The sequence below is a fragment of the Paenibacillus sp. Soil750 genome (assembly GCF_001428045.1).
Taxonomy (GTDB): Bacteria; Bacillota; Bacilli; order Paenibacillales; family NBRC-103111; genus Paenibacillus_E; species Paenibacillus_E allorhizoplanae.
On the sequence record NZ_LMSD01000001.1, the window covers coordinates 211,654 to 237,859 of the forward strand.

Here is a 26,206-nt window from a genome sequence, read left to right on the forward strand (position 1 = left end):
TTCATTCCATTCTTAACTGTTGAATGCGCTTTCTACATAGGGCAGGGGATGTCCCATAGAAAGCGGAAAACTGACGGGAGAAATAAAAGGGATGATTGAACCCGACTTCCTCCGCAATTTCGGCCATCGTTAATGAAGTCGTTTCTATGAGTTTTCTAGCTTGGCGAAGTCGAATTTTATTTAACATGTCCATCACGGATTCACCGGTCTGTTTTTTAAAGAGATGGGCGAACCTGGAAGCAGATAAGTTAACGACAGCAGCCAGTTCAGCAACCGTATAAGGTTGACTATAATGCTGTGTAATCAGCGCTAACGTATGCACTATGCGTGAATCCAACGGATATTCGGTTTGCATGGCACTTTTGGACAGGAGAAGGAGGAGTTTTTCAAGTGCGTTGATAGCGAATCTTTCTGAGTAGAAATCCGTTTCATCATTGTATTGAATTAAATTGTAAAAAGAGTTAGTTACCTGAAGCGACTCGTTTTCAGAATGAAAGCGAGCAAATCGTATGCCTTTAATCACCTCTGGCAGCTGTAAAAGCGGTAGCCATTCTTCCTTTGGGACAAAATGACACCAATAAAACTCCCATAGCGTGTTCTCTGGCGTTCCGTAAAAATGGGGGGTGCCTGGTGTGATTAAGGTAACCTCATCCTGTTGGCATGCATAGGTTTCTTTACCGTTGTTGAATAAACCTGTCCCCTTTAACGTCAAGGTCAAATAATAATCTTTCGTACCATTGGACCGTTTCACCTTGTAGCCAAATGATTGGCGATAATGGCCGGAAATTAGCTTTCCGGGGATCGTAGTTAAATTCTCAGTGGCAGAAAAAGACATGAACTCAGTCATAATCGCTTTGCCCCCATTTCCCATTTAGTAACTAGTATATAGGATTTTATGGAAAAATAAATCGGGTACAGCGTTTAGCTCGAATACAAAAATTGATCTTGCAAGCACCAGCCATTACAATGGAAATAAGTAGTTAGGCAAATTTTTCGGAGGTGCAGGAATGGCAGATCAAGCAGGAATTCAACCGTTTATTTTGGATATGGACGTGAATGGGAATCCATTCACCGTTCATGCGGCACTACTTTGGGACGAGCAGGATGTCATCCTTGTTGATACGGGTATCCCTGGTCAGTTAGGACTGATTCGCGACCAACTTGCTGCAGCATCCTTTCCTTTTGAAAAGCTGACGAAAATCATTATTACGCACCAGGACATGGATCACATTGGCAGCCTGCCAGAGCTGGTGGGCGCTGCTGAGGGACGGATCGAAGTGCTGGCGCATGAACTTGGCAAGCCTTATATTCAAGGGGAAGTGCCCTTGGTTAAACGCAAGATTTTGGCTACTCCGACGAAAGTGGATGTGACGCTTCAGGATGGGGATGAACTTCCTTTTGGCGGGGGCATTCGGGTCATTTATACACCTGGCCATACGCCAGATCATATCAGTCTGTATCATCCAAACAGTAAAACATTAATTTCCGGAGATGCGCTTACGTCGCAAGACGGCGTGCTGATGCCTCCGAATCCTCAGTTCACGCCAGATATGCCGTTAGCGCTGGAATCCGTAGCAAAGCTGCTGGACTATGACATTGAAACAGTCATCACTTATCATGGTGGTGTTTGTACGGGAAATATTAAGGAGCGTCTCGCTCAAATTGCGCAAGGTCAGGCATAGGAGTACATCATGGATCCCAAAGTCAAACAAGCTTTAGACATCACACTTCATAACTGGCAGACCATGACCTCCTATCAAAGCGATGAGAAAGAAGCAGTGGCCGATCAATTTCAATCTTCGTTCTATGTATTTATTGATACCATCCGCGAGTGGGTACTCCGTCAAGATCCCATGCCTCAAACACTGGATGATCTGCTTGGAAATGAGATGATCCAAGATATTTTCGACGTATTGCCTGCTCCTTTGCATCTGAATTTGGAGACGGAATTAGAATTAATGATAGACGGGGTAGAACGCGAGGATGAAGATAAATACGATTAAGTGTATGAAAAAAAGCGCTGATGTCAATTTGAATTGACATTAGCGCTTTTTCTATGATTTATATTCACTAGTATCTATAACGATATTCGGCGCTGAATGATTATGTCGTTCTCCTTTATGATTCGCTACGCAGCGCCCGTGTAAGTCGAAAAAATCGACTTAGAGGGCTCCGGAGGAGCTATTTTCGCTTGCGCGACGCATCGATGCATCGCGTGTTAGCATTAAACCCGACTAAAACACTCAGTCCAAGGGGTTATATTGGTATTTAGCAAATATTAAAATATAACATAATCAATTATCTAAAAGCAACATTATTTTCGAAAAAGACTTGATAAAAACAGTCAAATGGGTTAATCTTCTAATTGTTGGAAAACAATCAAGTAGAGAGAAAGGAGTGGAACAAATGGAAATGATGAGCATGAAAATGATGATGTCGATGTGTATGGAAGAAATGATGTGTAAAATGAACAACATGAAGATGATGATGGATTGCATGCAAGGTATGGAAATGGCAGACATGATGGATATGGATATGATGATGTCCAAGATGCAGTCTTGCGATGAGATGATGACAATGATGATGGGTATGATGCGTGAAATGAAACAAACCGCTGTGTAAGATTCGTCCTTATACAAGGAGTTATCGAACACACACGGTTATCATTGGATTCATACGATGAAATTTTTATTGCCAGTACATATCAATCTGCAAATTGATGCGTACCGTTTAAAGCAATTCTGCAGAGCAGATGACTGCATGCATGGAAATGATGAATAGACATGAACCCGATGTCCGGTAGAGCGGTAATCCGCATACGGGATTTTTTGCATTTCTAGCGTTGGTAAGTCGCGTTCAACTGTTTACCAATTTCAACCCGCTGTAGTTTCAATCCCCAAACTTCCTCGATCAACCGAGAAGAGACATACACGTTATCTGTTTCCCTCAGCTGTCTGTATAGCTCCAGCATCTTCTTATTGACGGCATCGAACTGGTGCCATAGTTGGCTTATTTGATATTCAAGTGTCGTTTGTTGCATATATAAGGCTGATTTACTCAGCGTCTGTATAATTTCGTTTTGCCATTGGGCGTCCCCGATTTGCTTCGCATAATTCAACAAATCCAGATAATCATCTTTCCAGCGTTGCTCTAATTTCACGGTTTCTAGCATGGGGGTTACCTCATTTCGGCGATATACCTAGTATTATACTCGGAATTAACGGAATTGCAAGTACGAATATTAGTTAATCCAAAAGTTATTAAAATCGTAGATAATGCCTAAACAATAAATCCACTATTCCGATGTTATTCCCGATAATATGTTTCTTCCCTTCGCCTAAGAAAGCGCGCCGCAATCGATGAGATAAGGGATAGGTTGAGAGTTGAACTGTAAAATTGGAGAGTTCATTTGGGATATTTTTAATATATTCTATTGGTTGTAATTTCTAAAAAAGTGGTTGTAAATCTTTAATTAATACCAGGCTATCCCATGTATTATAATTAGTAGCGCTTTCATTAAGAAGGCGAAATTTATAAAAGGGGCACACCTGATGAGTATTATATCTATCTCAACACCCGTTCAATTGAAGAATGTGATCATCCAGGATGACTTCTGGTCCCCTTATATTTCATTAATTCGCGATGTTGTAGTTCCTTACCAGTGGGAGGCACTTAATGACCGAATCGAAGGCAACGAGCCAAGTCACGCCATCCAGAATTTCAAAATCGCTGCCGGATTGGAGCAGGGCGACTTCTACGGCATGGTGTTCCAAGATAGCGACGTGGCCAAGTGGCTCGAGGCCGTCGGTTATCTGTTGGAGCAAATGCCTGATCCTGATCTGGAAAAGGTAGCGGACGAAGTCGTCGATCTGATCGCTAAGGCGCAGCATGCGGACGGATACTTAAATACGTATTTTACACTTAAAGAAAAGGCAGGCAGATGGACGAATCTAGCGGAGTGCCACGAGCTCTACTGTGCGGGTCATCTGATCGAAGCGGCGGTCGCCTATGAGAAGGCAACGGGAAAGGGCAAGATTCTGGAAGTAGCTTGCAAGCTCGCCGACTGCATCGATGCGACGTTCGGGCCAGAGGCTGGAAAGATCAAAGGTTATGATGGGCACCAAGAGATCGAGCTGGCGCTAATGAAGCTCTACAGAGTCACCTCCAATGATCGCTATGTGAAGCTGGCGAAGTTCTTCTTGGATGAGAGAGGGCAGAGTCCCCACTTCTACGATTTAGAGTTCGATCGCCGGAATGGCGAGACTCATTTCCAAGCGCTGAAGATAGCCAAGGACAAATCTTACAGCCAAGCGCACATCCCGATTCGCATGCAGCAGACGGCCGAAGGTCACGCGGTGCGGGTCGTCTATATGTGCACGGGTATGGCCGACGTCGCGGCAGCAACTGGAGACGAGGATTTGTTAAAGGCTTGCCGAGCGCTCTGGCATAACATCGTGAACAAGCGGATGTACATTACGGGATCGATCGGCTCAATGTCTTACGGCGAGTCGTTCACGCTCGATTACGATTTGCCGAACGATACGGCTTACGCCGAGACGTGCGCATCGATCGGTCTCATCTTCTTCGCCCAGCGCATGCTTCAGATTGAGCAGAGAAGCGAATACGCGGACGTCTTGGAGAGAGCGCTTTATAACACCGTAATCGGCGGAATGTCTCGCGACGGACAGCACTTTTTCTACGTGAATCCATTGGAAGCTTGGCCTGAAGCCAGCGGTAAGAATCAGAATTTCGATCACGTGAAGATGCAAAGGCAGCGATGGTTTGGTTGCGCGTGTTGCCCGCCTAATATCGCTCGTCTGCTCGCCTCGCTCGGCAGCTACATCTATTCGTTCCATGGGCATGCCCTTTATGCTCACTTATATATTGGGAGTCAAGTTACTGTGGAGGTGGATGGCAGTGCCGTTGGGCTCATCCAGCATTCCGAGCTGCCATGGAACGGTAACATCAGATTCGAGCTGAAGATGGATGGGCCCACATTCTTCTCCTTGGCTCTTCGGATACCAAGCTGGTGTGCTTCTTGGGATGTCAGTGTTAACGGGCAACCCTTAGCAGAATCCGCTATGCGCCTGATTAACGGTTATCTTCATCTCGAGCGGGAATGGAACGCCGGCGATATCGTCCATCTAGTTCTACCAATGAACGTTAGTCCAATGAAAGGCAATCCGGAAATTCGAGAGACCGTAGGTATGGTCGCCATCCAGCGAGGGCCGATGGTGTACTGCCTGGAGGAAGCCGACAATGGCAAAGGTCTACATAAGCTGATTATCCATCCGGGCTTCGAAGATCAAGTTAGCTTTGATAGCAGCTTGTTGGGCGGACTGCTTACCATCGACTTAACCGCTTATCGGATCCAAGACGAGGGCTGGAAGGAACAACTGTACCGCGTGAAAGACGAGGATCACTTAGAAGCAACTACGGCCCGATTTATCCCTTACTTTGCTTGGGCGAACCGGGGAAGCGGCGAGATGAGAGTGTGGATTAGAGAAAATACGGTTTTACCCTCATGAGGTGCAAGGATAGATCACGCTTGTTAACTCTGGTCAAGGAGGGAAGGGAGCAATCGACAATATAAGAGTCTTAATAGACAGATGAAATATTCCCCGCCTACGCGGGAGGAATCAAGGAGTGACGGCGAATTATATATGATGGAGGGGTTAATATGAAAACAATGAAAAAGGGATTCGTGGTTAGTGTATCAATGGTCTTGATCTTAAGCATGATGGCTGGATGCTCCACGAATAACGATAAACCAAGCGCATCGCCAACAGGAGATGCAGCTACAAAAGCACCAGAGAAGACGGCAGCTCCTTCCACGGAGAAGGTTAAGATTACCTATTCGATGTGGGGAAGTGAGGCGGAAGGAAGCGCAACCCAGGCAGCGGCGGATAAGTTTAATGCTTCTCAAAACAGAATCGAAGTCAAAGTGCAAGCGATTCCATGGGAAAACTATATGACCAAACTGAATACGCAGGCGACGGCAGGTCAATTACCAGATACGGGAATATTGAAGGAGGATGGCGTCATCCAGTGGTCCTCCGATGGTATGTTGAATGATGTAAGTGCCATGTACTCGGGAAGTGACAGCAAGCCGCTGGATAGCCTTGCTTACAAATATCAAGGTAAAACCGTAGCCTATGCCGCTGCGAATGAAATCCTCCTCCTTTACTACAACAAAGATATGTTCGACAAAGCGAAAGTACCTTATCCGCCATCCGCGCTAGATAAAGCCTGGACATGGGACGAATTCGTAGCAACGGCGAAGAAGCTGACGATCGACAAGAATGGCAAACATGCTGACGAGGCTGGCTTTAATCCGCAGAGCATCGTTCAGTACGGCGCATCCGTCGAAAATTTGGCATGGCAGTTGGAAGCCTGGGTGCTTAGCAATGGCGGGGGTTTCTATAACAATGACGGTACAGCGGTGAGAATTGGGGAAGATGCCAGTATCGAAGCGATTCAGAAAGTCGCGGATCTGTACTTGAAAGACAAAGTTGCCCCGTTGTCTGTTGGACAGACGGATGATGGCATTCAGCGTACGATCATCGCAGGAACGGTTGCCATGGCCACGAACGGCCAGTGGAACATAGGCACTAGCTTGAATGCGGCCAAGGATGCAGGATTGAAATATGGTGTAGCCGTATTACCTTACATGAAGGAAAAGGTTACTCTCAACACAGGCGGTGCCAATGTCGTATTCTCTCAGACCAAGCATCCGAAAGAAGCGATGGAATGGCTCAAATGGTACACGGCCGAAGAAAACAACTGGGGACTTATCTCATCGGGTATTTGGATGCCAACACTGAAAAAGTGGTATACGGATGAAACGCTTACCCATAAATGGGTCGACAATAAGAACTTCCCTCCGTACAACGAATATAAGTCCGCTGTAGTCGATTATGCACAATCCTCAGCCGCTAGACCTGCAGCTTGGTTCTATACGAATCATACGACGGACTTTAACACCTTGCTGGGATCGACCTTGGGAGATGTTTGGACCGGAAAAGCTACCGCCAAGGATGCCATTACCAAAAATCTCGAAGCTTTGAAAGCAGCTAATAAAGGCAAAAAATAACGTATAGGAAGGATGACCGCCAAGAACAAGCAAGCGGTGGTCATCCTTCACATATGAGGTGGGGGGCAAGATATGGAAACTTTTAATAAACCTCAGCAACGCCGTTCCCGCTTTCATTCAAGCGAGGCAAGGGTTGCTTACATATGCTTGATTCCGGCAATACTCGGGCTGATCTTCCTGACCTACCTGCCTCTTCTTGGCGTGTTGGGCATTAGTTTGACGAATTGGACGGGGCTAAAAAACCCTGAATTCGTCGGTTTCAGCAATTACATCACGCTATTTACCACCGATCCTTATATTAAGGATTCAATTATCGCAACGCTCTACTTTGCATTTTTATCTGTAGCCGGAAGCATGATTTATTCACTTTTCATCGCGATGCTGTTGAATCGTAAAATTCCGGCAAGAGGATTCTTCAGAGCCGTATTCTATGTGCCTTTCGTTTTGCCTGCTGCCGCTATATATGTAGGATGGTCCTGGCTTTACGAGGCCAATTTTGGTTTCTTCAACTATCTCCTCTCCGAAATCGGATTGAATAAAGTTCTCTTTATCGCGGATTCCAATTACGTAATCCCCTCTCTTTCATTGATTGCGGTCTGGCTGTCGGGGAACTTAATCGTTATTTTTTTGGCTGGTCTTCAGAGCGTTCCGAGCGTCTATCATGAAGCGGCTGAAATGGATGGCGCGAACGGATGGAATCGCTTTCTTCATATCACCTTGCCTTGTATGACGCCGATCATCTTTTATAACCTGTTGCTGAGTCTGATCGCCAATCTCCAAGTCGTTACGCCGGCCCTTGCTCTGACCAATGGCGGTCCGGGCAACTCTTCCCGATTCATGACTTATCTGATGTATGATCAGGCATTCGTCAATTACAAGCTGGGCTATGCCTGCGCGACGACCTTTATTATTTTCGCCATTCTTGCCGCTTTTACTGCCGTTTTGTTCAAGACGTCGAAACGGTGGATCTTTTCCGAAGGAGACGACGATAAATGAGCGAAGTCGCATACGCCAGATTGAAGAGCAAGAAACGCAGTGAACGAACGATGAACGTGCTTACACTTATAGTCGTCATTGTATTTGCCCTCATCGTACTCTTCCCGATTTGGTGGATATTCCGCACGTCACTGATGACGAATCCCGAGATCTACAAGTATCCGCCGTCTCTTATACCGAAAAATTGGTTGTTTTCCAATTATGAAAAAACATTGAATATATTTAAATTTTGGAAGTATCTGTGGAATACGATGATCATTATCGTTCCTTCCTGTTTGGGGGGGACGTTCACGGCTACCTTGTGCGGATATGCTTTTGCGAGGTTGCGGTTTAAGGGCAAACAATTGATCTGGATCCTTTGCGTCGGTTCTATGCTCTTGCCTGCCATGGTAACGCTCATTCCGCTGTACATTGGATGGACGCGGGGGCTGGGGCTCCATGACAGCTATCTGCCATTGATTCTGCCCTATTTTTGCGGCGGCGGCGCTTTTAATATCTTTTTGATCAGGCAGTTCATTCTCTCTATACCGAGAGAACTCGACCAAGCGGCAACGATAGACGGTGCCGGGTACTTCCGGATTTTGTTCAGCATTATTATGCCGGCGATCAAGCCCGCTATGATCGTCGTTGCCTTGTTTATTTTCATCGGATTATGGAATGATTTGCTCCAACAGATGATCTACATTAATTCGAGCGATAAATTCACCATAGCGTTGGGGCTTACCAATTTTAAAGGTCAATTAAAGCAAGATTGGTCGTTGACGATGGCAGCCACGTGCCTGTCTTTTGCGCCAGGCGTCATTTTCTACCTGGTTGGTCAAAAGTATTTTGTAGAGGGAATCACGTTGACCGGTATGAAAAGTTAATCTGGAATGAGCAAAAAGAACCCCCTTGAAGGATAATCCTTTAGGGGGTTTTTAGGGTGATATTTTTAAAGAAAATTCCCACGACATTAGTTCATATAGTGTAAAAATAGGTTGTGAAACTTAAAGTAAATCGCACAAATTTTAGATATGATAGAAAATGTAAGCGCTACAAAATTTAGCGAATGACAGGAGGTTTGCCGCAGAGGATGACAGTTCGATGCAGCTAGGATCGAAGCCCAGTGGTAAGAAGAATCCCCGCTAGATGTCGAAGAAATCTAAGATGAGGAAGAGAGGTTTTCTAATGAAGCAAATAATTAGTAAGTATTGGAGTAAGATGTCAAAGTCACAGCGAGTGCAACTTTTTGCAGCTTCCACGATTACGGCCGCAGCCATTCTGTTGGTACCGCAGCTAGCTTCAGCCAATACCATTACGAATAGTAATTTTACGGTTCAGACGGGTACGAATGGCGAAATTACTTCGCTACAGATTGGCGGGGATACCTATCCAACCAATTATGTCATGAATGCAACGAATGCACCGAATCAGAACACAGCTGATCATCAATGGGTTGGGGAGCTTATGTTTACGTATAAGCTTGGAACAGGGGCTTGGACACAAGCGCTTTCGAGTAAATCGGCGGATGGCAGAACCACTTCCCAAACGGGCAATACCGTTAATATTACGTATCAGAATTCAACTAACAGTGCAGGGATTAAAAACTTCAAAGTCGATGAATCCTATTCCCTCGTGAGTGACTATTTGAAATGGCAAATTACCGTTACGAATACAAGCACGCAAACTTTGGAAATCGGGGATTTCGGCCTCCCGCTCCCCTTCAATGAATTTTTCACTGCCGGCAATAATGACGAAATCTATGAGACACGTGTCATTACACATGCTTTTATCGGTAACAATAGTTCGTATATCGTGGCGCAGCGCCCTAGCGGTATTGGCCCTTCTCTGCTTATGGTACCTGACACGACGACGGGAGCGGGACTTGAGTATCAAGACAATTGGCGCGTTGAGGAGCATCCAGGCAGCATGTGGGCAGCGGATCAAGGGGGCTATGCGAAGGGGTTGAATGTGTACTATATCCACTCCAATGTGATTAAAAGCAATGGTCGTGGATATTTGCCCAACACGAGCCTAACGTTAGCACCAGGCGCAAGTAAAACGTATGCCTTCAAATTTTTCAAAGCTGCAGATGAGTATGCCGTTCAAGATAGGCTGTATAGCGAAGGTATGGTTGATTTCAATGTGGTTCCTGGCATGATTGTACCAACGAATCAGACGGCTAAGTTCGATTTGCACACATCCAAAACGATTACTGCCGTTACGCCGCAATACCCATCCGAGACGACAATTACTTCTTTAGGTACAACGGGAACGGATCACAAATTGTATCAGATGACGATGACCCATTTGGGACAGAACAATATTACGGTTACGTACGGCTCAGGGGAGAAGACAGTTCTCCAATTCTATGCCATTGAACCTATTGATGCGGCATTACAGCGACATTCGACGTTCATGGTGAACAATCAACAATGGAATGTGCCAGGGGATATTCGCGATAAAGTGTTCGACGACTGGATGATGCAGACCAAAGCCAAGCGGAACAATTTCGCAGGATACTGGGGTTGGGGAGATGATTGGGGGCTTACACATGGTCAATTCCTTGCTGAAAAAAATGCGATTACGCCTATCGCTTCTGAAGTAACAGCCGTAGATAATTATTTGGAAACGGCCGTATGGACGAATTTGATGAATGGCCATCATACCGATTATCTTGTTCCAGATTTTCTAATGGCGCAACCAAACACAACGCCAACCTATCGGGGCTATGCGTATCCGCATATTTATAATACGTACTTCAGTATGTATAAAATTGCTAAGTTTTACCCGAATCTGGTGACATACAAGAATCCCAAAAATACGTATTTGCTTCGCGCATATAATGTATTCAAAGCCTTATATGACGGTCCAGTTGCCTACAACTGGGAGACGGGATTAATGGGCGAGTTAACGACACCAGACATTATTAAAGCACTTCAAGATGAGGGCTATACGACACAAGCGAACGATATCATCAGCAAAATGGCAACGAAATACAGCAATTTTTCAGCAAATTCCTATCCATACGGATCAGAATACAGCTATGACAATACAGGGGAAGAATCGGTCTACATGCTGGCTAAGATGAATAATAACAATACCATCAAAGGTAAAATTAATGCCAAAACGAGAGCAGCACGCGGTCATATGCCAGTGTGGTATTACTACACCGATCCTGTAACCATTACGGGGGACAACTGGTGGAATTTCCAGTACAGCACGTCACTTGCAGGTTATGCGATGGACGACTGGATTCGTACGAATTCAACGAAACCGGAGCAAGAGCAGCGGTTATCCTATGCCGCTAAAATAGCCAATATAAGTGCGATCAATTCTGGTCAAATTAGTAGTGATGCTGCTAATATTGGTGCTGTTTCTTGGACTTATCAAGCAAGTAAAGGAAATCACGGCGCTCTAGGCCTGGATGGCGGTCCTCTATTTAATGGCTGGCGCGGGATGAGCGGTGAAGCTGATCTTGGGCTGTTCGGTGCTTTGAAAATTCTAAGTGCGGATGTTGCCGTTGATCCCATCTTTGGCTTGTATGGCTATGGGGCGGACGTAACCCTAAGCAGCGGGAAATATACGATTACGCCGAAGGACGGCTTGTTCAAACGTTTGCATCTCATTACGGAGAAGTTCTCCATGGAACTTGAGCGTGACCAATATACATCAGCAATCGTGGCTACAGCTAAGAATGATGTCAACTTTACTTTGAAAAATTCCACCACAACAGCAGCCCACGTTACGAAAGTCACGTTCACGGGTCTTGCAGCAGGTACCTATAATGTGCTTGTGAACAACGTGCAAACAGGCACGGTGACGGCGACGTCAGGCGCTAAAACCATCGTTAACCTTAGCGTTGGAACGAACGCCACGTACGATGTGAAACTGCAAGTGGGCACACCGTCAGGACCTCAAGATGTAGCACCACAAGGGACAGCGACGACGTCGTTCGTATCAGCTTGGGAAAGTCTTGCAGGTCTGAACGATGGTTATGCACCAACAAGTTCAAATGACAGAGGACATTCTGTGTATGGAAACTGGGATAATCCAGGTACAACGCAATGGGTGCAATACGACTTTGCATCAGCGAAAACAGTATCTAGTACAGCGATTTATTGGTTTGACGATAATCAAGGTATCGATCTCCCAGCCTCCTATACCATACAGTATTGGAATGGAACCGCATGGGTTAATGTAGCAAGCCCGTCAGGACTAGGAGTTCTCGCCAATCAATACAACACGACGACATTTACGCCTGTTTCTACTACCAAAATCCGCGTCAACATAACAGCCAAAGCGACCACATCAACAGGAATTGAATCGTGGCGAGTATTCGGAACATAATTCATTTAATAGAGGCTGCCTCTCGGATCTTTGTAAATCTGCAGGGCAGCTTTCCTATGAAAAATAGCACAATGGCTTGGTAACTGAAATTAGGAGGAAGAGAGAGTTGACGACTGTGTTAAAAGCGAGCATGAAGTTGGATAAAGATTTTCGAATTGCTGAAGTCGATGAGCGCATTTACGGATCTTTCATTGAACACTTGGGGCGTGCAGTTTATGGCGGCATTTATGAGCCTGGACACCCTGCAGCAGATGAGCAAGGTTTTAGGCAGGATGTTCGTGCGATGATCAATGAAATTGGTGTCCCTATCGTTCGTTATCCAGGGGGCAATTTCGTCTCGGGGTACAACTGGGAGGATGGTGTCGGACCGATTAGTGGTAGACCTGCCAAGCTGGAGTTGGCGTGGCGTGTACTAGAGCCTAATTTATTTGGAACAAATGAATTTCTCGCATGGATCAAACAGGTCAAAGCACAAGCGATGATGGCTGTAAACTTAGGAACAAGAGGGATCGATGATGCAAGAAACTTGGTGGAGTATTGCAATCATCCTGCGGGATCATATTGGAGCAATTTAAGAATTGCCCACGGCTATTCAGATGCTTATGGGATCAAGACGTGGTGTTTAGGCAATGAGATGGATGGACCTTGGCAAATTGGGGCTAAAACGGCAGAAGACTATGGTCGATTGGCAAATGAAACAGCCAAAGCGATGAAACTCTTAGACCCGACAATTGAGTTGGTCGTATGCGGAAGTTCTTTTCGAAGTATGCCAACCTATGCGGAGTGGGAAGCCACAGTGCTGGACCATACGTATGACAATGTTGACTATTTATCCTTACATACGTACTATGGAAACGCAGATAATGATACCGCTAATTACTTGGCCAAATCGATGGATATGACAGCCTTTATACAAGAGATTATTGCGGTGTGTGATTATATAAAAGCGAAAAAGCGAAGCAAAAAAACGATGATGCTTTCCTTTGATGAATGGAATGTATGGTTTCATACTTTGGAGTCAGACAAGAAGATGGAACCGTGGCAATTTGCGCCTCCACAGCTTGAAGATGTGTATACCTTGGAGGACGCCCTAATGGTAGGCACAATGCTGATCACACTATTAAAACATGCAGATCGCGTGAAAATTGCTTGCTTAGCGCAGTTAGTGAATGTCATAGCTCCTATTATGACGCAAACGGGCGGACCTGCTTGGCGCCAGACGATTTTTTATCCGTATATGCACGCTTCTGTTTATGGGAGAGGAACGGTGCTGCATTCGTTCGTAGATGCTCCTAAATATGATACGAAGGACTATACGGATGTCCCTTATCTGGATGCGGTTGCTGTTCATCAGGAAGAGAAGGACGAACTTACGATATTTGCAGTTAATAAGAGTCTTGATTCCTCATTAGTTGTTTCATGCGACTTGCGCAGCTTTGAGGGATACCGAGTGGTAGAGCACATTGTATTGGAAAACAGGGATGTCAAAGCTGTAAATACGATGAATCATTCTAATCGAGTGACACCGCATAGTGATGGCGATGCTGCCATTCAAGACGATATGCTAATCGGAACATTGCCAAGGCTATCTTGGAATGTGATACGACTGCGCAAGTAAGTGAACGAGAGATAGCCAGTAACCTTGAGATATCTAGGTTGCTGGCTATTTATTTAAGTAAGCGAAGTTACCCTTCTGTGCACCAGATGAATAGATGGAAAATATACAGTTGAAAATTGGGATTTTGTGATCATACGCCGAATAGATGGAAAACCAACAAGGTCCTCCGGCGAGATCCCATGTTCGCGTCTCATGCTGGGCATGACGGTCATGAATGGCCTGTATAGTTTTTACGGAAATTCAAAGGAGAGATCCCTTCCTTGGTAGAGAAGCAGTGTGAGAAGTAGGAGGCGTGTTGAAAGCCGCTCTCTTCCGCAACTCTCGCCATGGTCCAATTGGTCTGAATCAGCAACTTCTTGGACTGTTCGATACGAAATTGAAGCAAATAGTCATTAGGTGTCATCCCGAACACCTTCAACATGCATTTGGCAATGTAATTAGGATGATAATTCAGATGCTCTTGCAAGAGGGCATTGGATATTTTCTTCGTATAATTTTGGCGAATAAATAGCTCCACTTTCTCAGCTAAATGAAACGCAGTCATGTCGGTTGTTGAAATTAATTCACGGTTAATATGCTGCATAAACAATTGAAAGGTATTCTGTTTCCTCCAATTGCGTTGGGAGCGCGACTCCTGTTCCAAATCGAAGAAATATTCTAAGATTTCTAAGGCTTTGTGATTCAGTTTCATATATTTGGGGATAAATATGGAATTCACTTCCGCATGATTAAGGAAAGCCTTCTGTTTGTGATCCTCAATGAGAGCATTCTGATTCGCTAAACACGCATCCATATCCATGTACTCATCCCAAGCGCCATACGTATGGAAATGGATCCAAAGAATTTCAGCTTCTTGCTCACAAGGAGCCGTTCCGAAATGCGAGAGATCGGGTCTTAGAATGATGGCATCATTAGGCTGAAGTGTCCATTCATTCGTTCCTTCTCCGATGAATATAGTCCCTTTCTTAACGACGATGAGGTCGAAGGCACCGATGTTTGTCCTACTTATATGACTCTCCCCAATTTCATAGTAAGCGCTTCCGCAATCTAAGAAATAAGGAATCGGTGGAGCAATGAAGTGAAGAACGGTTGGTTTCATGGCCTACCTCGTTAAGATCGAATTTGTATCCAACATTTGTGATGGATATGCTTATTTATATTTTACGTGAAGTGCCATGCGAAAGAAAGTGATTTTGGCGAAATGATGAGTCTTTTTACAGTGGGACAACGTCAAACGGGCTAACCCCACTTGACAACTCATTTAAATATGTCATAATGATAATATCATATCGACATTAAAGTTACGAAAGCAGGTGCCACAATGGACACGAACGAAAAAGAGTCGAACTACTCCTCCCATAAATATCGAACACCAGATGGTGCACCGAGTGATATTGTCATTTTCACCATTACCTCCAGGGAAAAGAGCACAACCAAAAAGGCGCTGCCCATTCGGGACTTACAGGTCCTGCTGATTCAAAGAAAACAATGGCCATTCGAAGGCCATTGGGCTTTACCTGGTGGGTTTTGTCAAGAGTCAGAGAGTATGTATTCATGTGCACGGAGGGAGCTTCAAGAGGAGACTGGTGTCGCGGATGTTCATATGGAATATTTAAACGTCTATAGTGAACCAGGGCGTGATCCGAGAGGATGGATCATCTCTCATGCTTTCTATGCCTTAGTTAACGAGAAAATGTTGGCTGAAAGACGCGCCGACACAGACGCTTCGGATGTGCAATTATTTACGATTGAGGAAGCGCTAAAGTTAGAGTTGGCTTTTGATCATCGGCAAATATTGGCGGACGCCTTACAACAGATTCAGAAAAAGATGCTAACGACAACCATTGCCAAGGAATTTCTTCCCGAAGAGTTCACCATCGGTGAACTGTACCAAGTGATTCAAACGGTCGTGCCACATTTTGAGGAAAGCAACTTCATTCGCAAAATCACATCTACGCAAAGCCGCAAAGGTATTATTGAAGAAGCGGTGGATCGTAACGGAGAGCCGAAGCTTTCCAATCGTTACTCGCAAAGAGCCGCACAGCTCTATCGCTTTACTGATCTGACGCCTCAGCTATCCATTTATAGCTAGGCGCTTCTCTTTTAGCTTTTGATAATGTCATAATGATAGTATTGTTAGCTTGGAGTTAAACTTAAGGAGGCGTTACGTATGAGAAAAGCATGGTCATTCTTGGCATTATTCGTCTGTATGGTCGCCATTGCGATATACACCTCATCAACAGCAATCGAAATCATTGCGACTACGACAGGTTTGTTATGCGTATGGTTAACAGCAAAGGAAAATATATGGTCATGGCCAATTGGACTGGTCAATGTAGGTTGTTTCTTCGTGATGTTTTGGGAAGCGAAATTATATGCGGATACGATGCTGCAGGTGTTCTTTTTCATATTGAGCGTGTATGGTTGGATCATTTGGCTGACAAAAAGAGAAGGTACCAAGGTGCGTCCGACTAGAAAAATAACACGGAGACTCACGTTCCTATTAAGTATATTCTTGGTGGTGATGACCCTGCTCTGGGGCTATGTTCTACAAACATACACAGATGCCTCGATTCCCTATGCAGATGCATTCATTGCTACGTTAAGTCTCATTGCACAGTATCTACTTTCGTCAAAAGTGCTAGAGAATTGGCTCATCTGGATTGCTGTCGACGTGATGTCAGTAGCGATGTATGCTTACAAAGATTTGTATGCAGTTGCCTTCTTATACGTTATTTTCTTGTTCATCGCTATTGCTGGCTATGTGGGATGGAAACGGGCGTTACACATGGAAGATCGGAGGGAACCCCTATGTCACAACACAGAACAGGCTTAACGCTAGGTAAATTTGCACCGCTGCATGCGGGTCATCAATACATGATCGAGACTGCGATCAAGGAGATGGATGAAGTGATCGTTGTCATCTATGACTGTCCTGAAACGACGGATATCCCTTTGCGTGTGCGATCCAATTGGATACGTACCCTCTATCCGCAGGTACAGGTTATTGAAGCATGGGATGGTTCTAATGAAATAGGCGATACGCCAGCGATTAAAAGGATGCATGAGGCCTATATCCTGCAGAAGCTGGAGGGGCGGAAGATCACACATTTCTATTCCAGTGAGTTTTATGGTGAGCACATGAGCGCGGCTTTGGGTGCAGTGAATCGCCAGGTTGATCCGGATCGGAACACGTTTCCGGTCTCGGGCACGCAAGTGCGGGGGAATCCTTTTGACAATAGAAAGTTTCTGAGTCCGGTTGTTTATAAAGATCTGATTACGAAAGTCGTATTTCTTGGCGCTCCCTCGACGGGCAAATCCACACTTACCGCTTACATGGCGAAACAGATGCATACAGGTTGGATGATGGAGTACGGACGGGAATATTGGGAGAAACATCAAGTGGATCGCAGATTATCGTTAGAGCAGTTAGAAGAGATCGCGGAGGGGCATTTGGAAAGAGAGGAGCTTCTCGTGAAAGAAGCGCGTGATGTCCTCTTCGTGGATACCAATTCGATTACAACGTATATGTTTTCTCATTATTATCATGGTACGGCTACGCCACGTTTGACTCAACTGGCAGTGGATGCGGCGTCGCGGTATGAGCTTGTTTTTGTTTGCGATACCGATATTCCTTATGCAGATACTTGGGATCGTTCGGGGGAGGTGCAGCGGTTTGTGTTCCAGAAGCAGATTATCGCAGATCTCAAAATGAGACAGATCCCGTATTTCCTATTACAAGGAACGCTCGAAGAAAGAGCGGAGAAAGTCTGTCATATTTTGAAGACATATCATAAATATCATAGTTTGAGTGAATGTCTAATGACGCAAGCAGGTAGTGGGGGAAGGGAGTAATAAGCATGAACAAACACGACTTGTTGGATAAAATCAAAGGTGGGATCTACGGCGTCGCGATTGGGGATGCGTTGGGCGGTACAACCGAATTCATGAGTGTCAGGGAAATCCAAGCAAGATACGGATATTTGACAGAGATCATTGGCGGCGGCGTCTGGCGATTGGAGCCTGGTGAAGTGACGGACGACACGATGATGACGTTGTGTGTGGCGGAGGGGATTTTGGAAAATCCAGCGTACCCTTTGGATGCTATCGGTGATCAGTTCATGAAATGGTATCAAACGAGGCCGAAAGATATCGGTAACATCATCAGACATACGTTTGAAAATGTGGAGGACAGTTGGTTCGAGGCGGCATACGTAACGCATATTGAAATGGGCCAAAGTGCTGGGAATGGTTCACTGATGCGTTGTTTGCCAGTAGCTTTGACGTACACGGAGTGGAAGGATATTGAGCGATTTTCCCATATGCAATCGAAAATGACTCATTATGACGAAAGATGCAATGAAGCATGCATCCTGTATAATCGCATTGCTTATCGCCTGCTGCAGGGAGAAGAGATGAAAGATGTGATTCAGCAGGAGCTGATCGGAACGGAATACGAAAGTATACTCACATCCGAACCAAATTGCGAAGCTACCGGGTTTGTTGTGTATACGTTCCGCTGGGTGCTTCACATTTTGCTGGAAGCTTCCAACTTTAGCGAAGTTGTTCAAAAGGCGGCTAATCTAGGCGGAGACTCGGATACGATAGGTGCCATTGCCGGTGGGTTGGCAGGTATTTATTATGGCTATGAGGGGATTCCGGCAAAGTATGCCGAGGTGATCCTGATTAGAGAGCGGTTGGATGAGCTAGCGGTGAGGTTGGTTGGTGTGAGGGATGGGTTAAAGTAGTTGTGAAAATAACTTACGGACAAAGTGAAAGCACCAGAAAATGGTCGCGCTCACTCTGTCTGTTTTTTATTTCTGGGGTTTGGGTAAGCGAAGTGCTCCTGGCGCTGGTGCAGGCACAAGTATCGGCGCTAGCAACAGGGCATCCCCATCCTGGCCAAGTGAATAACTGGATTTTCTGCAGCTAATTCAAGCGAAATCACGGCATTTCGCAAAATAACTGGATTTCCTCCCGTTATTTCAGGCCAATTTCGTCAAACGGGATATTTCAAGCATAATTAGATGTAGAAAATCCAGTTAAAATCCCCAAAGGTTTGTTTTGACCGAAAATAGATGTAGGATATCCAGTTAATCCCCAAAAGCTAGGCTACTTAATATCTTGTAAGAAATTCTAGAAATCACAGAAATTTATCCGACAGGCGGATGCTATTATACAAATATAAATAAAGACGAGGTGATGATATGCAAGCAAAACTGGCAACGGACGCCATTCCCACCCCCAAAAAGCAGGATTCATGGATAAGAACGATAAGCAGATATAAAGTGATGTATGCGCTCTTATTTCCGGCATTAGTGTACTTTGCCGTATTCAAATATATTCCTATGGCAGGAATCATTATTGCTTTTAAAAACTATAACCTCGCCTTGGGACTATGGGATAGCCCGTGGGTGGGATTGAAAAATTTCAAAGATTTTATCAATGGCGTTTATTTCTGGGACATTATGAGAAATACGATTATCATATCGCTGTATAAGCTATTGTTCGGTTTCTCTGCTCCTATCGTACTTGCTTTGCTTCTCAATGAAGTGTATACCCAATGGTTTAAGAAAATCGTGCAAACGATCACGTATTTGCCCCATTTTCTGTCATGGGTCATTGTTTATGGACTGATGGTGGCGTTATTAGCACCAGGGGATGGCCTTTTTAACATGATTTTTAAGCAAAATGGGATTCAGCCTATCTCCTTTCTAACGGAACCTGCCTGGGGTAGACTGCTGATCATCCTATCTGAAATATGGAAGGATATTGGCTGGGGAGCGATCTTATACCTTGCCGCATTAGCGGGCATTGATCCAAGTTTGTATGAAGCAGCTAGAATTGATGGGGCTTCCAAGTCAAGACAGCTATGGCATGTCACATTACCCGGCATTCGAGGCGTCATTATTCTGATGCTGATCCTCAAATTAAGTCATATTCTGGACGCAGGCTTTGACCAAATATTCATGTTTGCCAACAGCTTTAACCAGGAGAAGATCGACATTATCGACACATGGGTATACCGTGAAGGGTTGGAGCGTCTTAAGATTGGCTTAGCTACTGCTGTGGGGTTGTTTAAAGCTATCATCGGATTTGCTTTAGTTTTGGCTGCGAACAAGATTGCCAAAAAATTCGATGGGCAAATTTGGTGAGGTGGTTTTATACATGATTAATTTGACAGTCGGGGAAAAAATATGGCAAGTAGTCGTATATTCTATTCTTATTATACTAGCCCTACTTTGCTTACTTCCCTTTTTATATGTCGTTGCAGTATCCGTGACGCCAGAATCGGAAGTAGTAAGAAAAGGGATTGTAATAATACCAGAATCCTATACGTTCTTAGCCTATAAAGAGGTATTCATTTCGCACGGTATAGGGCAGGCGTATAAAATTACGTTGTTTCGAACGATCGTAGGCACGGCGCTTAATGTGCTTTTTACGGTACTAGCTGCTTATCCATTATCCAAAAAATATTTGCCAGGGCGCAGCACATTTTTAATATTCATTGTGTTTACCATGATGTTCAGCGGAGGATTAATTCCGACGTATTTGTTAATCCGCTCACTGGGATTGTTAGACAGTCCATGGGTATTAATTATTCCGACTCTAATTAGTGCATTTAATCTGGTTATTATTAAAGGCTTTTTCGAGCAATTGCCTGCTGAAATCGAGGAATCGGCAAGGGTCGACGGCGCAAGTGAGCTTCAGTCGCTTTGGAGGATTATTTTACCCCTGTCTTTACCCGTCCTTGCAACGATTTCCTTGTTTTACGCCGTGGGGCATTGGAACAGTTATTTCGATGCCATTGTTTATTTGAATGATGCGAACTTAATGCCGCTGCAAGTTGTCTTGCGCAACATTTTGCTTAACATTGCATCAGAAAGCGCTGAATCGATGGCTAATTCCGGAACTGTGAGCAAGTTTGCTGTGCAAATGGCTGCTGTCGTCGTGACGACGGTTCCGATCTTAATCGTGTATCCATTTATGCAAAAGCATTTTACTAAAGGTGTACTTATGGGATCGATTAAAGGGTAAAAGGCAATTTCTACCTAGGTTGTTACGGGGACACCGTGATAATATATATACAAGCAAAAGGAGAGGTCAATATGGAACGTAAAAAGATTACATTTACTGTTCTGGCTGCTATAGTAGGGCTGGGAACGCTATTGTCAGCATGTGGGAACCAAGATGAAGTTAAGCCTGCAGCTTCGAGCAGCCCTCAAACCGAGGCTAACAAGTTTGCGACCAAAATGAAAATCTCGATGTTCAACCAAGGGACTTTCAATGCTGCTGCTCCGATACCTCCACGTGAAGAAGATATTCAACGCCAAATGTTGGAAAAGGCGATGAACATCGACTTGGATATGACGATTCCTCAAGCTGGGCAAGCAACAACCAAGCTAAATACCCTCATTGCAGGAGGAGATATTCCAGATTTGCTCTTCTTAAAGAGTCGGTCCGATCTTGCGCAATATTATGACCAAGGTGTTCTTGCGGATTTGACCCCGTACTTGGATCAATTTCCCGAATTGAAGAAGCGTTTTGCTAAAGACTCCTGGGAGGCGACATCCTATCTGGGCAAAACGATTGGGGTTCCCGGTTATGATAATGTAAACGGTATCAGCCGAAGCTTCTTCATCCGTAACGATTGGTTAAAAAAGCTAGGCTTGAAAGTGCCGACAACCCCTGACGAGCTGTTCGAAGTGATGAAAGCCTTTACGGAGAAAGATCCAGACGGAAATGGCAAGAACGATACGTACGGATTCATAGGTGGTATGAATAAAGAAGGCAATCTGCAAACCTATGGGTTTGATAGCTTGATGTGGATGTTTGGCGTCAATCCTCCCTCCGCCATTGATGTGAAAGATAACAAACCGGTGTACTTATTTATTGATCCTAAAATGAAGGAAGCACTCGCTTACATCAATAAAATGATGACAGCGAAAGTTGTGGATCCAGATTGGGTGACGATGAATACCCCTGATTTGTTGGACCAGAAGTTATTTAAAGGTAAAGTTGGCTTTATGATTAGAGATGCCCGCAGACTGGAGCCGGATTATCAGCAGAAAATGAAAGAAATCGGCGGAGAGGTACCAGAATGGATCGTTATTCCTCCAATGAAAGGGCCTTACGGGGATCAAATCGTAGAGAGAAAATCATTCCAAGGCAATTCATGGGCCATTTCCAAGAAAGCGGATAAGGAAAAAATCATTCGAATCCTGTCCATGCTGGAATATATGTTTACGGACAAAGAAGCCTATCCGAATTTTGCATACGGAATTAAAGGAATTCATTGGGATGTCGTAGACGGCAAGATCAAAAATAAAACCTCTGAATTATCCAAGGAAGTGAAAGAGAAATACTTATGGGTGGATCATTATAGAATGCCGCGCCGTGGCGATGATGCCGAGTACTTCAGTTTCCAGAATCCGAAGACGGCAGAAGCTTTCACGAACAATCAGCAATATGTGGGTCTTACTTTGCCTGGTAACTTGTTGACGGCAGATCCGAGTGATTCCTTGGCAGCAGACCGCACACGTTTTATTAATGAAAGCTTAGTCAAATTTATGTCTGGCAAAGATCCTCTAACCAACTGGGATAATTTCCTCAAGACATTGGATACCAAGTTCGACATGCAGAAATATAAGGATACAGCCGTTAAACAATTTAAAGAAGCAGGCCTAATTAAGTAGATGAACGAAGAGAGTGGCGATAAATCGCCCCTCTCTTTGTTGTCCTATGCTATGCTTGGTTTAATACAGATGTAAAAGGAAGATGACCGATGCGAAGAAGAATCAGCTTGCCTATAAAACTATTTATGATTGTGTTTGCGTTCGTGTTAAGCTGCATCATATTGATAAGCCAATTGTCCTATCGCTATGTCCAGAAGGAAATTAGAACCAACGACATTTATTACACAAACCAAATATTGGACAAAGTTGACCAGTATCTAACGGTTAATTTTTCTTCCTTCCAGACGATCTTGTTCTCGGTCGAGACTTCGGTGAAAGCAAACATTGCCAATACGGAAGTGATTAAAAAGCAATTAAGAGAGCTCTATGAACTCAACAGTAACTACGTGAGTAACATTTACTTGATCAATAGTGATTTATCTATTCTAGGCGGAAGTACGACTACGCGAATTTTCGATGAACCTTTATCAGACAGAAAACCCTTATTTGATGCGGCCGACAAGAACAAACGGACTACATTTGTCAGTGATCCTTATAAATCGAAGTATTCCGGTTGGACCGTTACGATGGTGCGATATTTGAACGGCACTCCGACTCCTATGGCCATTGCTGTAGATTTGGATCTAAATGCGATTGAAGAAACCTTGTTTAAGATTAATAAAAAAGAACAAATGAATCTAGCTTTGATTACCACATCGGGTAAAATTATTGCTGGATTTTCGGAAAATAGAGGACCTCTAAGTATTCAAGATCATACGTTTTCAATCGGGGAAATGTCGGCAGAACAAATTCTGGATACGACGGGAACAAGCCTACAACTCCATACCAAAGATGGCTTACCGGTCTCCATTCTGAAGAAACCGACGGAGAAATTCAATTGGTTCCTCATCTCGATGAATGATGAATCTCGCATGGAAGCTGCGTTGTCCAGATTGGAAAACTATTATCTTGGACTTCTCGTTGCAGGCTTGCTGCTAAGTTTGTTCATTTCCTTCTTTATTGCCAAATATATAAGGAATCCGCTTTATGCACTCAAAACAAAAATGAAGCGGGTAGAGCAAGGCGATTTGACAACGACAGTTACCATTAACCGAAACGATGAATTCGGTGACCTTTCCCTAGCCTTCGACCGTATGCTGCAGCAAATTGTGGAACTGATACGGCGAGCAGAGCTTCATAATGAACTGGAGCGGAAACTGGAAATCCAAGTGCTGCAATCTCAAATCAACCCTCATTTTCTCTATAATACGCTTGGATCAATCAGCAATGTCATACGTCTCGGACAAATAGAGAAAGTAGATGTGGTCATCGGGTCTCTCATTGCCATATTGGAATACGGGATCGCCGACGCTTCGGAGAAGGTTTCACTACGTCAGGAATTGCGCAATGTATCGGACTATATCGCGATCCAGAACATCCGTTATAATAGGCACTTCCACTTGATTGAGCATATCGAAGAGGGACTAATGGATTTTCCGGTTTTTCGTATGCTGCTGCAGCCCATTGTGGAAAATAGTATCTTCCATGGCTATAACGGAGGTGGAATCGAAGGCTCGATTACGATTCATGCGTACAGGAAGGGCGGCTTTGTCATGATCGAAGTCATTGATCAAGGCGAAGGCATTCCAGCGGATCGCATACAGCATATTTTAATCGCAGACCCGAGTGCTCAGGAAGTAAAAAGGAAAAGAATCGGGTTAAACAATATTCATGGTCGAATAAGACTTCACTATGGGGAGCAGTTCGGGCTCCAAATTATAAGCACGCCTCAGGAGATGACATGTGTTCGCGCTGTATTCCCTGTAGGTTCGTTTAAAGGAGATGTATTACGGTGAGAGACTACACCTGCTTCATTGTTGACGATGAAGATCTAATCATTCAACGCTTGGAATTATATTTTAGCGAGCTCTCCCATAAGGAAACGCGATTCCATTTAGTCGGGAAAGCGAATAATGGGCTGAAGGGGATCGAGGAGATTTTAAAGCTCAAACCGGACATCGTCATCTCCGATATTGTTATGCCGCGAATGGATGGGATTGCTATGATTGAGCAGTTAAAGCTGGAGCTGCCGCATACCCAATTCATTCTACTGACCGCCTATTCGACGTTTGAATATGCACAGCGAGCTATCCATGCCAACGTAATGGAGTATATTGTTAAGGTTCCCTTGAATGAAGCAGATTTGGATCGAGCACTGGGTAAGGCAGCCGGAATTTTGGATGAGGTTAAGAAAAAAGAAGAGGAATTTCAATCTTTAAACGTATCCGTTCTTGAAAATAAATACAGGGTTCGCAAGCAATTTTTTAATGAACTGATCAGAGGGGAAATTCCTCCTCATCGGGCGTCGAATTTCGCTAATCGTATGGATTCCCAGTTCTTTCAAGCCAATTATTGCTGCTTTATTGTTGAAATGAATCTGTATGAAAGTTTCCGAAATGAATATTCAGCGGTTGATCAAAACATCTTAAAATATGCGATTACGAATGTTATCGAAGAAACGGTGATGAATAGTGGCAGGGGTGTAGCTACAGATCTATCCGATAATCGTTTTATTGGCTTTCTTTCGTGGGAAAATAATCGCAGTGAAATGGATACGGAATTTGCTTGCCAGGAATTAGGAAGTCAGATCGTCACTCATTTGCAGCAGTATTTGAATCAAAGAGTATCCGTAGCTTTTGGCGGTCCGCATCGAGGTTGGGAATCCATCAAACAAGCTTACACGGAAGCTCAAAATGTGAGTGAGGATTTCTATTATCATGCAGAAAAAGTAGTCAAAACACCCGCGCATCGGTTCCATTACCGGAATGACAAAAGAGAGGAATTCCAGCAGAAATTGGCTGATTTTCTTGTAGGAGTGCAAAGACAAGTTTCCAAGGAAGAGTTGGAAAAAGAATTTGCTGAGTTAAACCAATATGCTTCTGATCATAAAATTCATAGGTCCATCATGGCACCTATGCTTCGAGACTTGTACAGAGACATTATTATGAAATTTAAATCAGGGAACACGTCGACGACAGAAATAGCCGAGTTTCCCATCGAATTTATGGCATTTCGGGAGCAACTCGCCTATATTAGCGACTTCACATTCGAATATGTACACGCCGGCCAACTTTTACATCGGGCAGAAATCATGAGAGCCATGCGCTTTATTGAGAAAAATTTGAAGCAGCGTTTAACCTTGGAGGCTATTGCTGAGGATGTGAACTTAGCGCCATCGTATTTTAGCAGCCTATTTAAGAAAACAATGAATGAAGGTGTTATCAGCTATATCAACCGTAAAAAAATCCAATTGGCGCTCGAACTGTTAAATGTTCAGGATTATTCGCTATTGGAATTGTGCGAGGAAGTAGGCATTGTCAATGAAGGGTATTTTTGCAAACTATTTAAAGAATATACGGGTGACACACCTAAGCAATATCGGATCAAAATGACACGCTATGAATCTAAATAAGGTTGCAAAAAAATGTATGAATT

The 26,206-nt window shown here is 44.3% G+C and carries 21 protein-coding genes and 1 pseudogene; 19 read left to right on the forward strand and 3 right to left on the reverse strand.

Annotated elements, in window-relative coordinates:
* Position 1: 1 nt before the first annotated feature.
* The gene (locus tag ASL11_RS00970) at positions 2 to 847 is read right to left on the reverse strand and encodes a helix-turn-helix domain-containing protein (RefSeq protein WP_056608658.1); all 846 of its coding nucleotides are present in this window, start codon (positions 845 to 847) and stop codon (positions 2 to 4) included.
* Between the two features lie 160 nt (positions 848 to 1,007).
* Between ASL11_RS00970 and ASL11_RS00975 the strand changes: the two genes are divergently transcribed.
* From ASL11_RS00975 to ASL11_RS00985, 3 genes are all read left to right on the forward strand, one after another.
* Positions 1,008 to 1,682: an MBL fold metallo-hydrolase gene (locus tag ASL11_RS00975; protein WP_056608660.1), complete on the forward strand. Its 675-nt coding sequence runs from the start codon at positions 1,008 to 1,010 to the stop codon at positions 1,680 to 1,682.
* Between the two features lie 9 nt (positions 1,683 to 1,691).
* Positions 1,692 to 2,003 (forward strand): hypothetical protein, encoded by a 312-nt coding sequence (locus ASL11_RS00980; RefSeq protein ID WP_056608663.1) that lies wholly within the window; start codon positions 1,692 to 1,694, stop codon positions 2,001 to 2,003.
* 403 nt (positions 2,004 to 2,406) lie between these two features.
* Entirely contained in the window at positions 2,407 to 2,622 is a 216-nt protein-coding gene (locus ASL11_RS00985; RefSeq protein ID WP_056608664.1) for a hypothetical protein, read from the forward strand.
* Positions 2,623 to 2,836: 214 nt separating this feature from the next.
* Here ASL11_RS00985 and ASL11_RS00990 read toward each other — a convergent pair whose 3' ends face one another.
* The gene (locus ASL11_RS00990) at positions 2,837 to 3,172 is read right to left on the reverse strand and encodes a hypothetical protein (protein ID WP_056608669.1); all 336 of its coding nucleotides are present in this window, start codon (positions 3,170 to 3,172) and stop codon (positions 2,837 to 2,839) included.
* A 379-nt stretch (positions 3,173 to 3,551) separates the two neighbouring features.
* Between ASL11_RS00990 and ASL11_RS00995 the strand changes: the two genes are divergently transcribed.
* The 7 genes and pseudogenes from ASL11_RS00995 (at position 3,552) to arfA (ending at position 14,036) form a co-directional block, all read left to right on the forward strand.
* Positions 3,552 to 5,528, forward strand: a complete 1,977-nt coding sequence (locus ASL11_RS00995; RefSeq protein WP_056608672.1) for a glycoside hydrolase family 127 protein — start codon at positions 3,552 to 3,554, stop codon at positions 5,526 to 5,528.
* A gap of 152 nt (positions 5,529 to 5,680) precedes the next feature.
* Positions 5,681 to 7,093, forward strand: coding sequence for an ABC transporter substrate-binding protein (locus ASL11_RS01000; protein WP_056608676.1), 1,413 nt, complete (start codon positions 5,681 to 5,683; stop codon positions 7,091 to 7,093).
* A 72-nt stretch (positions 7,094 to 7,165) separates the two neighbouring features.
* Positions 7,166 to 8,089 carry a carbohydrate ABC transporter permease gene (locus ASL11_RS01005; RefSeq protein ID WP_056608680.1) on the forward strand — a complete coding sequence of 308 codons (924 nt, stop codon included), beginning with the start codon at positions 7,166 to 7,168 and terminating at the stop codon, positions 8,087 to 8,089.
* Positions 8,086 to 8,955 (forward strand): carbohydrate ABC transporter permease, encoded by an 870-nt coding sequence (locus ASL11_RS01010; protein WP_056608682.1) that lies wholly within the window; start codon positions 8,086 to 8,088, stop codon positions 8,953 to 8,955. The genes ASL11_RS01005 and ASL11_RS01010 overlap by 4 nt, the downstream gene beginning before the upstream one ends.
* Before the next feature lie 334 nt (positions 8,956 to 9,289).
* Positions 9,290 to 11,960, forward strand: a pseudogene (locus ASL11_RS01015) (DUF5695 domain-containing protein); the annotation flags it as partial.
* Between the two features lie 5 nt (positions 11,961 to 11,965).
* Positions 11,966 to 12,418 (forward strand): galactose-binding domain-containing protein, encoded by a 453-nt coding sequence (locus ASL11_RS37960; protein WP_327205081.1) that lies wholly within the window; start codon positions 11,966 to 11,968, stop codon positions 12,416 to 12,418.
* Between the two features lie 130 nt (positions 12,419 to 12,548).
* On the forward strand, positions 12,549 to 14,036 hold the full coding sequence (gene arfA / locus ASL11_RS01020; protein ID WP_056609583.1) for an arabinosylfuranosidase ArfA: 1,488 nt from the start codon (positions 12,549 to 12,551) through the stop codon (positions 14,034 to 14,036).
* A 208-nt stretch (positions 14,037 to 14,244) separates the two neighbouring features.
* Here the strand turns inward: arfA and ASL11_RS01025 are convergent, their stop codons facing one another.
* Positions 14,245 to 15,135, reverse strand: a complete 891-nt coding sequence (locus ASL11_RS01025) for an AraC family transcriptional regulator (RefSeq protein ID WP_056608686.1) — start codon at positions 15,133 to 15,135, stop codon at positions 14,245 to 14,247.
* Between the two features lie 222 nt (positions 15,136 to 15,357).
* Between ASL11_RS01025 and ASL11_RS01030 the strand changes: the two genes are divergently transcribed.
* The 9 genes from ASL11_RS01030 (at position 15,358) to ASL11_RS01070 (ending at position 26,183) form a co-directional block, all read left to right on the forward strand.
* Positions 15,358 to 16,128, forward strand: coding sequence for an NUDIX domain-containing protein (locus ASL11_RS01030; protein ID WP_056608689.1), 771 nt, complete (start codon positions 15,358 to 15,360; stop codon positions 16,126 to 16,128).
* A 78-nt stretch (positions 16,129 to 16,206) separates the two neighbouring features.
* Positions 16,207 to 16,872, forward strand: a complete 666-nt coding sequence (pnuC, locus tag ASL11_RS01035) for a nicotinamide riboside transporter PnuC (protein ID WP_056608692.1) — start codon at positions 16,207 to 16,209, stop codon at positions 16,870 to 16,872.
* On the forward strand, positions 16,848 to 17,891 hold the full coding sequence (locus ASL11_RS01040; RefSeq protein WP_056608694.1) for an AAA family ATPase: 1,044 nt from the start codon (positions 16,848 to 16,850) through the stop codon (positions 17,889 to 17,891). Before pnuC ends, ASL11_RS01040 begins: the two co-directional genes overlap by 25 nt.
* Before the next feature lie 5 nt (positions 17,892 to 17,896).
* The gene (locus ASL11_RS01045) at positions 17,897 to 18,784 is read left to right on the forward strand and encodes an ADP-ribosylglycohydrolase family protein (protein ID WP_056608697.1); all 888 of its coding nucleotides are present in this window, start codon (positions 17,897 to 17,899) and stop codon (positions 18,782 to 18,784) included.
* A 459-nt stretch (positions 18,785 to 19,243) separates the two neighbouring features.
* On the forward strand, positions 19,244 to 20,191 hold the full coding sequence (locus ASL11_RS01050) for an ABC transporter permease (RefSeq protein ID WP_056608699.1): 948 nt from the start codon (positions 19,244 to 19,246) through the stop codon (positions 20,189 to 20,191).
* A 13-nt stretch (positions 20,192 to 20,204) separates the two neighbouring features.
* Positions 20,205 to 21,074: a carbohydrate ABC transporter permease gene (locus ASL11_RS01055; protein WP_056608702.1), complete on the forward strand. Its 870-nt coding sequence runs from the start codon at positions 20,205 to 20,207 to the stop codon at positions 21,072 to 21,074.
* A gap of 71 nt (positions 21,075 to 21,145) precedes the next feature.
* Positions 21,146 to 22,732 (forward strand): extracellular solute-binding protein, encoded by a 1,587-nt coding sequence (locus tag ASL11_RS01060; RefSeq protein WP_056608705.1) that lies wholly within the window; start codon positions 21,146 to 21,148, stop codon positions 22,730 to 22,732.
* Between the two features lie 89 nt (positions 22,733 to 22,821).
* Positions 22,822 to 24,567: a sensor histidine kinase gene (locus ASL11_RS01065; protein ID WP_056608708.1), complete on the forward strand. Its 1,746-nt coding sequence runs from the start codon at positions 22,822 to 22,824 to the stop codon at positions 24,565 to 24,567.
* Positions 24,564 to 26,183 carry a response regulator transcription factor gene (locus ASL11_RS01070; protein WP_056608712.1) on the forward strand — a complete coding sequence of 540 codons (1,620 nt, stop codon included), beginning with the start codon at positions 24,564 to 24,566 and terminating at the stop codon, positions 26,181 to 26,183. The genes ASL11_RS01065 and ASL11_RS01070 overlap by 4 nt, the downstream gene beginning before the upstream one ends.
* The last annotated feature ends 23 nt before the right edge of the window (positions 26,184 to 26,206 follow it).